This window comes from Pseudonocardia sp. ICBG1293 (genome assembly GCF_020131355.1).
Taxonomy (GTDB): Bacteria; Actinomycetota; Actinomycetes; order Mycobacteriales; family Pseudonocardiaceae; genus Pseudonocardia.
The window spans coordinates 1-8,789 of sequence record NZ_JAHLEL010000050.1 but is presented as its reverse complement, the minus strand read 5'-3'; the positions used below and the strand labels follow the sequence as shown (position 1 = coordinate 8,789).

Sequence of the window (8,789 nt, the reverse complement as noted above, 5' to 3'; positions counted from 1 at the left end):
GACGTCCTCGACCGAGCGGGAGGCGAAACGAGGACAGACCCCATCGCCGTCGAGACGGTCTGCTCGGGGTTCAGCGGGTTCTGGATGTTGGAGCTGTGCGCGGCCCGCGCGACGGCGACCTCGCCCTCGGGGTCGACGGCCTGCACACCGGTCGGCGAGACGATCACCGGGAAGTCGATCTCCTGGCCCATCACGGTGGTCGTCTGGTCCCGCTGGGGCGGCAGCCCGGCGATGTGCGGGCGGAAGCCGATCTCGTCGAAGGCGGCGACGTTGTCCGCCAGGGTGATCCCCTGCTCCGCGCCGGCGACCAGCGCGTAGTAGACCGACTTCGGCAGCCGCCTGCGCGCCCGCCGCTGTGCCTCCGCGACCGTCTCGAACCAGTCCTTCGTGCTCGCCATGCCTGCCCCTTCGCAGTCGGAGGTTGCGCCCGGCCGTCGTCGGTCGCGGCCGGTCCGACACGCCGACCGGGTACGAGACGGTCCCACGTGGCGGTTCTCACGGCACGGTAGCGTTTCGGCACCGAGTGCCACAATCACGGCTCGCGGAATCCCGCCCGGAGCCCGTCCGATCGGCGGGGGCGTGACCCTCCGCCCGACCAGCCAGGACGCCGGTCGACCGACCGCGACGACGCCGGACCCGGGACCGGTCCACGACCGGCTGCCACGACCCGTCACGCTCCGCTGTCGGACCCACCCCGACGGCCCACCCCGGATCGGGTACGAGGCGGGGCCGGACCGGCCGTCGGTGACGCTCCGCTGTCTCGATACGGTGTGCCCGCAGTCACCGGTCAGCGGGCGGTGTGCCCGCGGCAAGGAGGAGCCGTGTACAGCCACGCGCGGGGCGGGCACGCTTCGGGCGCGTCGCCCGCCGGTCAGGTCGGCCACGTGCTGCAGCCCGGGTACGGCGCCGCGAGCAACCACCGGCCCATCGGGGTCCCGGGTCAGCTCCGCGCCCCCGAGCCGCCACCACCGGCAGCCGCACCGGCGGGGACGCGGCTCACCGTGCTCGCCGTCGACGACGAGGAGCCGGCCCTGCTGGAGCTGGCGCACCTGCTCGGCGAGGACCCACGGGTCACCACCGTGCTGACCGCGCCGGACGCCACGGAGGCGCTGCGCATCCTGCACGGCTCGCAGGCCGACGCGAGCACCCCGACCGTCGACGTCGTGTTCCTCGACATCCGGATGCCCGGTCTCGACGGCCTGGAGCTCGCCCGGGTGCTGAACGCGATGGCCGACCCGCCGCCGGTGGTGTTCGTGACCGCCCACGACGACCGCGCGGTCGACGCCTACGAGGTCGGTGCCGTCGACTACCTGCTCAAGCCGCTGCGCACGGAGCGGCTCTCCGGCTCGCTGGACCGCACCCTGGCGCTGCGCGCGGCCCGCCGGACCGAGAACGGCCCGCCGCCCCCGCCGCCGCGCCCGGGAGCCGACCCGGGCGGCAGGCCCGACCCCGCGGCCGCCCGCCGGGGCGCCCCCGCCGCGACCGTCGACGACGAGGTCGTGCCGGTGGAGCTGGCGGGCACCACCAAGCTGGTACCGCGCTCCTCGATCCGGTTCGTCGAGGCCCAGGGCGACTACGCCCGGCTGCACACCAACGAGGGCAGCCATCTGGTCCGCATCCCGGTCTCCGTCCTGGAGGACCGGTGGGGCGAGGCCGGGTTCGTGCGGATCCACCGGGCGTACCTGGTGTCGCTGCCGCTGATCACCGAGCTGCGCATGTCCGGCTCGGGGTACGTGGTGCGGCTCGGCAACGGGCCCGGCGCGGTGGAGCTGCCCGTCAGCCGGCGGCACACCGCCGGGCTCAAGCGGATCCTGCGCGGCCGGCCGCCGCGTCCGCAGCGCGGGCCCGAGGACGGCCCGGACGGCCCCGTCCTGCCGCGCTGACCCGGGCGACACACCCGGTCACTGTCCGCACTGCCGTGCACGAGCCTGTCGCCTAGGGCGCGTCTCCTAACCCGGCTGGTCGGGCCTGCGCGATGATCAGTAGGTGTCGCGCCGTGCCGTCCTGACCGATGCCCAGTGGGACCGACTCGAGCCGTTACTGCCCTCGTCGGACGGGATGCCAGGGCGCCCGTTCGCCGATCACCGCAGAGTGATCGAGGGGATCATCTACCGGTTCCGCTGCGGGCTGGCCTGGCGTGATGTCCCGGTCGAGTTCGGGCTGTGGCAGACCCTATGGAAACGCCACCGCCGCTACTGCGGTGACGGCACCTGGGACCAGGTTCTCGCAGCTCTGCTCGCCGATGCCGACTCCGCCGGTCTCGTGGACTGGGCCGTGTCGGTCGACTCGACGATCATCCGCGCTCACCAACACGCCGCGACCCTGCAGCGGGACACAGGGGGCCGGATCGAACTACAAGAATCTGCTGATCGAGCCGCCCGATCACGCCTTGGGCCGCTCCCGCGGAGGGCTCGGCACGAAGATCCACCAGCTCGTTGACGGACACGGCCGCCCGCTGGTCGTACTCGTCGGCCCCGGACAGGCCGGCGACGCCCCGATGTTCGCGCACCTGATGTCACATCTGAGCGTCGGACGGGTCGGTCCGGGCCGACCGCGGACCCGTGTCAACGGATCCTGAAGATTGACCCCCCTGGGGATCGGCAAGTTTGACCCCTCGGTTGGTCTGTCAGTCCCGGTCGGCGCGGTTCTGTTTGGCCAGCAGCTCGCGGCGCTGGCGGGTCCGGTAGGAGTCTCCGGTCAAGGTCAGAACCTCGGCGTGGTGAACCAGACGGTCGATCATGGCTGCGGCGACGACATCGTCGGAGAAGGTCTCGCCCCAGCGTCCGAAGGGCAGGTTCGAGGTGACCATCACAGAGCCCTGCTCGTAGCGGGAGGCAATGAGCTGGAAGAACAGGTTCGCCGCGTCCTGGTCGAAGGGGATGTAGCCGACCTCGTCGATGATGATCAGCTTGTAGCGGCGGATCTTCTTCAGCTCGGCCTCCAGCCGTCCGGCCTGGTGGGCGTCGGTGAGGCGGGTGATCCAGTTGTTCGCGGTGTCGAAGAGCACCGAGTAGCCGGCGTGGGCGGCTTTGACCCCGAGCCCGATCGCGAGATGGGTCTTCCCGAGCCCGGGTGGGCCGAGCAGGATCACGTTCTCAGCCTTGGCCACGAACGTCCCGGTCGCCAAGTGCGCCAGCACATCTCGACGCAGCGAGGGCAGGTGGTCGAGGTTGAAATCCTCGAGAGTCTTCACGGCTGGGAAATGCGCGGTCCGGATCCGCATCGTGGTGCCGGCGGACTCGCGTTCGGCGACCTGGCGTTGCAGGACCGCAGCCAGATACTCCTCGTGCGACCAGGTCTCGTCGCGGGCCTGCTCAGCGAGCTCAGCCCAGCAGCGCCCGATCGTCGGGGTCTTCAGCACCCGGGTCAGGTAGGCCAGCATCGAGGGCAACCCCTCGCTCGGCGCAGTCCCGGTCGTGGTGGCGGTCATGGGTTGCTCGCTTCCGCTGCGGGCGCGGCCGTGGGGTCGGCCGGGCTGGTGGGGGTGAAGTCGACGCCGAACAGGGCGTCGTAGTCGGGCAGGGCCCGGATCGCGACGGCGTGGCCATCGTTGTGGCGGCGCGTCCCGGACTGCTGGGACCGCTGCTGGGCGCGGCGTTGTTCAGCCAGTGCGTGGCGCATGTCGGCGGCGGTGGCGACGTGGGCCGGGTCGGTGATCACCAGGTGGCGGCCCCAGCTGCGGTCGTGGCTGGCGACTCGCTCGTTGCCGCAGAACACCTCGACCGCAGTGGGTGATGCGGCGACCTCGACGAAGCGGCCGATCATCCGCGGATCGACGGAGTAGTCGTTGGCGTCGACGCGCACGTAGTAGTCACGGGCCAGCCGGATCCGGTGGGTCAGACCGACCTGTGGAGCCACCGGCGGCAGGACGATCATCGCCTGGCGGTCGACCTCGAGCAGGTCCACCGGCCGGCCATGGATGGCGCGGACGGTGCGCGTGTTCGCCCTGGTCACCAGCCACTCGGCGAGCTGGTCGTTGAAGTCGGCTGGGGAGGCGAACTCGCGTCCGGGCAGGAACGAGGTCTCGAAGAACCCGTTGTTGCGCTCCACCATGCCCTTGAACTCGGGGTCCTTCGGCGGAGCCAACCGGATCCTCGTGGCCAGAGTTCCGGCGAACCCGGCGGCCGGGGCCGAGACCTTCCCGGTGCCGCCGATCGCCGATTCCCGGTCCCAGACCAGCGTCTTCGGGACACGGCCCAGGGCAGCGATCAGCTGCCACATCCCGGACAGGATGTCACCGCCCTGGCGCGACGGGATCATCGTCGCCGACAGAAACCGGGAGAACGCCAAGGTCAGCACCAGCACCGGCAGGATCCGCGCCTGCCTTGCCGCGACCGGGATCAGGGTCTCGGGGAACCACAGGTCGCACTGGGCGATCTCGCCCGGCTCGTAGACGGTCCGGTCCGACGGATCGATCCCGACGTACTCGGGCCGGATCCGGGCCAACAGCTTCTTCAGCGGCCCCTCGGAGTAAGGCCAGCCGATCTTCTGCGCGATCACCGGCCCCGGCATCCTCGGCCACTGCACCAGCAGCGCCCGTACCTGCGGCTCGTAGGCATCAGCGACCGAGCCCCGCGACACGCGCTCGTACTTCGGTGGCCCCTCCGAGCGCAGCGCCGCCCGCACCGTGTTCCGGGCTACCCCGAGCCGGCGGGCGATTTCCTTGATCGGGACACCCTCGGCCCGATGCAGACGACGGATCTCCGCCCAGTCCTCCACGTTCAGCACCTCCCCAGCGTTGGGAGGGGTCACGATTCCCGGAACGCCAGGGGGTCAGATTTCAGGATCCGTCGACAACCCGACCCGAGCGGGTCCGCGCAGATAAGAGGTCGTTTCAGAAGTCGGCGTGTCGGTCCTGTGTGGATCGGCGCTGGTAGCTGATCATGTCCGGTCGTGGCGCGGCGATCTTGTGTCGAGCGATTGGTGAGCGACGAGCTGTGGGCGCTGGTGGAGCCGCTGCTGCCCAAGCCGCGCAAGCACAAGCGGGGACGGACAGGCCGTCCGCGGGTGCCGGATCGGGCCGCTCTGGCCGGGATCGTGTTCGTGCTCAAGACCGGGATCAGCTGGAACGCGCTGCCCGCCGAGCTCGGCTGTGGGTCCGGAGTGACCTGCTGGCGGCGGCTACGGCAGTGGCAGCAGGCCGGGGTCTGGGCCCAGCTGCACCGGGTGATGCTCGACCGCCTCGCCCAGCAGGGCCTGCTGGACTGGTCGCGGGCGGCGGTGGACAGCGTGAGCGTGCGGGCCAAGCGCCGCGGCGAGGCCACCGGGCCCTCGCCGACCGATCGCGGGAAGGCGGGCAGCAAGTACCACGTGCTCTGCGACCGAGGCGGGCTCCCGCTGCATGCGCTGGTCACCGGGGCGAACACCCACGACAGTCGGATGCTCGCCCCGCTGCTGGACACCAACCCCGGCGTCCGCGAACGGGCGGGACAGCCGGGGCGTCCGCGACGTCGGCCGGACAAGGTGCACGCCGACAAGGGCTACGACTATCCCCGCTGCCGCCGCTACCTGAGTGGGCGTGGGATCGGGGTGCGGATCGCCCGGCGCGGGATCGAGGACTCCACCCGGCTCGGGCGGGTCCGCTGGGTCGTCGAGCGCACCATGTCCTGGCTGCTGGACTTCCGCCGCCTCGCGCTGCGCTACGACCGCGCCGAATCCACGATCACCGCGCTGTTATCGCTGGCCTGCGCCCTGATCTGCCACCGCCGCCTCACCAAGCCGAAGCCGAAGCCGAAGTGATGGTCGACCCAGCCCTCGCTGAGGCACTCGCCTACGAGGTCGGGGCCAGCGGCCGCCAGGCCAGCCACTCCAAGGCCCGGTCGGCCTCGTCAGGGTCGAAGCGGTGCGGGTCGAACGGCCCGCCCGCCCACTCCAGGCGCTCGGCGCGGTCGGGATGGTCAGGGTCGGCGAGCACGGCCTGGAAGTCCTCATACCCCCCGATCCCGCCGACGTCCTCGGGCGGGCACGCCCCCTGCCCGGCGACGCATCGCGGATAGCACACTCCCGGCTCGACGGCCGCGACCGCCTCGACGGTGATCTCGTGGGCCCAGTTGTCACCGAAGTCGTAGACGTAACCGAACCGGTCACCAGCCTTGACCAGCCGAAACAGCTTCTCTTTCGTCTCGTCGGCGACATCCTGTCCGGGCCAGTCCGGGTCTGGGATCCCGTAGCGGCGCCCGACGATCTCGAACTCGTGCAAATGAGAGTTCGTCCAGCCCATCACTGACTGCACCACCTCGTGTAACACCGCCAAGTCGACCTCGCCCGGCACCTGCACCCGACGCCGGACCGCCGGCACCACCTCGGTCAGGACGATCTCCAACTCGAAAATCTTCGTCTTCTCAGACACACGAGGCGCGACCATCAGCCGATGCTGCCAGCCCCGCCGTCACCGGCAGAACCGGGCCCACCACTTCTGAAACGACGTCTTAGAGGTCGCGCGGATTGGTTGGTGATCATGGACGTCGTGCAGGTCGGGCGTTCCAGCGGTGTGTGGTCCAGGCCTGCCGAATCAAGCTACGGAGTGTGACGATCGTGTCGGCGAGGTCGAAGAACGCGTCGACGACGATTTCTCGTCGTTCGTAGCAGCGCTGCAGCCGGTTGAAGCTGTTGTGCCAAGCGTTGGTCCGCTCGACGTGCCAGCGGCGGGTGGCCTGGATCGGCGCTTTCTCACCCTTGTGCGCGATCTCGCCGTGCAGGCCTCGTTCGGCCAGCGTGTCGCGGGTCTTGCCGGAGTCATAGCCGGCGTCGAGGTGCACGGTGATGTCGTCGGGCAGCGGGCCGAGAGCATCGAGGCGGTCGAGGGTGGGGCCCAGTAGCGGGGAGTCGTGCCGGTTGGCTCCGGCCAGGACTCGGCCCAGCGGGATGCCGTATCCCTCGACGAGCACCGAACGTTTCATACCCTGTTTGCGCCGGTCCACCGGCGACGGACCGGCGACCTCGCCGCCGCCGGGGGCCTTGGTGATGGCGCCATCGACGGCGATGTCGTGCAGCAGCAGACCGACGATGCGGTCGTAGGCGTCCAGGACGATCCGACGCAGCTGGGCGAAGACCCCGAGCCTGATCCACTCGTCACGACGATCGCGGATGGTGGTCGCCGAGCAGGTGCTGTCAGCGATGCCCTCATACGAGCAGCCGAACCGCAGTACCTGCAGGAGCTTGTCGAACACGATCCGATCCGCGATCCGGCGGCGATGGCAGCCCAGCGGATGGGTGGGATCGAACTCGTCTCGATGAGGCAGCAGCGCGGTGAACTGGTCCCACAACGGCTCGGTCAGCCATGATGGCAGGGTGGGCACGCGGCCTCCAGACGATCACGAAGCGTAGATAACTTCATGATCGGCAGGCCCGTACCCGCCCTCGCCCCCAGACACTCGACCGCGGCCAAGCTGTGACCAATCCGCGCGACCTCTTAGAGGTCGCGCGGATTGGTTGGTGATCATGGACGTCGTGCAGGTCGGGCGTTCCAGCGGTGTGTGGTCCAGGCCTGCCGAATCAAGCTACGGAGTGTGACGATCGTGTCGGCGAGGTCGAAGAACGCGTCGACGACGATTTCTCGTCGTTCGTAGCAGCGCTGCAGCCGGTTGAAGCTGTTGTGCCAAGCGTTGGTCCGCTCGACGTGCCAGCGGCGGGTGGCCTGGATCGGCGCTTTCTCACCCTTGTGCGCGATCTCGCCGTGCAGGCCTCGTTCGGCCAGCGTGTCGCGGGTCTTGCCGGAGTCATAGCCGGCGTCGAGGTGCACGGTGATGTCGTCGGGCAGCGGGCCGAGAGCATCGAGGCGGTCGAGGGTGGGGCCCAGTAGCGGGGAGTCGTGCCGGTTGGCTCCGGCCAGGACTCGGCCCAGCGGGATGCCGTATCCCTCGACGAGCACCGAACGTTTCATACCCTGTTTGCGCCGGTCCACCGGCGACGGACCGGCGACCTCGCCGCCGCCGGGGCCTTGGTGATGGCGCCATCGACGGCGATGTCGTGCAGCAGCAGACCGACGATGCGGTCGTAGGCGTCCAGGACGATCCGACGCAGCTGGGCGAAGACCCCGAGCCTGATCCACTCGTCACGACGATCGCGGATGGTGGTCGCCGAGCAGGTGCTGTCAGCGATGCCCTCATACGAGCAGCCGAACCGCAGTACCTGCAGGAGCTTGTCGAACACGATCCGATCCGCGATCCGGCGGCGATGGCAGCCCAGCGGATGGGTGGGATCGAACTCGTCTCGATGAGGCAGCAGCGCGGTGAACTGGTCCCACAACGGCTCGGTCAGCCATGATGGCAGGGTGGGCACGCGGCCTCCAGACGATCACGAAGCGTAGATAACTTCATGATCGGCAGGCCCGTACCCGCCCTCGCCCCCAGACACTCGACCGCGGCCAAGCTGTGACCAATCCGCGCGACCTCTTAGAGGTCGCGCGGATTGGTTGGTGATCATGGACGTCGTGCAGGTCGGGCGTTCCAGCGGTGTGTGGTCCAGGCCTGCCGAATCAAGCTACGGAGTGTGACGATCGTGTCGGCGAGGTCGAAGAAACGCGTCGACGACGATTTCTCGTCGTTCGTAGCAGCGCTGCAGCCGGTTGAAGCTGTTGTGCCAAGCGTTGGTCCGCTCGACCGTGCCAGCGGCGGTGGCCTGGATCGGCGCTTTCTCACCCTTGTGCGCGATCTCGCCGTGCAGGCCTCGTTCGGCCAGCGTGTCGCGGGTGGTCTTGCCGGAGTCATAGCCGGCGTCGAGGTTGCACGGTGGATGTCGTCGGGCAGCGGGCCGAGAGCATCGAGGCGGTCGAGGGTGGGGCCCAGTAG

Annotated in this window: 7 protein-coding genes and 3 pseudogenes; 3 read left to right on the top strand and 7 right to left on the bottom strand. The window is 69.7% G+C overall.

Annotated elements, in window-relative coordinates:
* Positions 1-398: pseudogene (locus KPF47_RS25960) on the bottom strand (alpha-hydroxy-acid oxidizing protein); the annotation flags it as partial.
* Positions 399-1,001: 603 nt separating this feature from the next.
* Here KPF47_RS25960 and KPF47_RS25955 point away from each other — a divergent pair.
* Complete coding sequence (locus KPF47_RS25955; protein ID WP_224391432.1) at positions 1,002-1,883, top strand: LytTR family DNA-binding domain-containing protein; 882 nt, start codon at positions 1,002-1,004, stop codon at positions 1,881-1,883.
* A 103-nt stretch (positions 1,884-1,986) separates the two neighbouring features.
* A complete protein-coding gene (locus tag KPF47_RS25950) occupies positions 1,987-2,439 on the top strand; it encodes an IS5 family transposase (protein WP_224391430.1) in 453 nt (150 codons plus the stop codon).
* Between the two features lie 187 nt (positions 2,440-2,626).
* On the opposite strand, the gene istB is transcribed toward KPF47_RS25950, so the two are convergent.
* Complete coding sequence (gene istB / locus KPF47_RS25945) at positions 2,627-3,430, bottom strand: IS21-like element helper ATPase IstB (RefSeq protein ID WP_224388405.1); 804 nt, start codon at positions 3,428-3,430, stop codon at positions 2,627-2,629.
* A complete protein-coding gene (gene istA / locus KPF47_RS25940; RefSeq protein ID WP_224391363.1) occupies positions 3,427-4,728 on the bottom strand; it encodes an IS21 family transposase in 1,302 nt (433 codons plus the stop codon). The genes istB and istA overlap by 4 nt, the downstream gene beginning before the upstream one ends.
* 165 nt (positions 4,729-4,893) lie before the next feature.
* On the opposite strand from istA, the gene KPF47_RS25935 reads away from it, so the two are divergent.
* Positions 4,894-5,739 (top strand): IS5 family transposase, encoded by an 846-nt coding sequence (locus KPF47_RS25935; RefSeq protein ID WP_224386179.1) that lies wholly within the window; start codon positions 4,894-4,896, stop codon positions 5,737-5,739.
* A 31-nt stretch (positions 5,740-5,770) separates the two neighbouring features.
* Here the strand turns inward: KPF47_RS25935 and KPF47_RS25930 are convergent, their stop codons facing one another.
* The 4 genes and pseudogenes from KPF47_RS25930 to KPF47_RS25915 all read right to left on the bottom strand — a co-directional run.
* Positions 5,771-6,364, bottom strand: a complete 594-nt coding sequence (locus tag KPF47_RS25930) for a plasmid pRiA4b ORF-3 family protein (protein WP_224386178.1) — start codon at positions 6,362-6,364, stop codon at positions 5,771-5,773.
* A 91-nt stretch (positions 6,365-6,455) separates the two neighbouring features.
* A complete protein-coding gene (locus KPF47_RS25925; RefSeq protein ID WP_224386276.1) occupies positions 6,456-7,298 on the bottom strand; it encodes an IS5 family transposase in 843 nt (280 codons plus the stop codon).
* Positions 7,299-7,438: 140 nt separating this feature from the next.
* Positions 7,439-8,280 (bottom strand): annotated as a pseudogene (locus KPF47_RS25920) (IS5 family transposase).
* Positions 8,281-8,420: 140 nt separating this feature from the next.
* Positions 8,421-8,789: pseudogene (locus tag KPF47_RS25915) on the bottom strand (IS5/IS1182 family transposase); the annotation flags it as partial.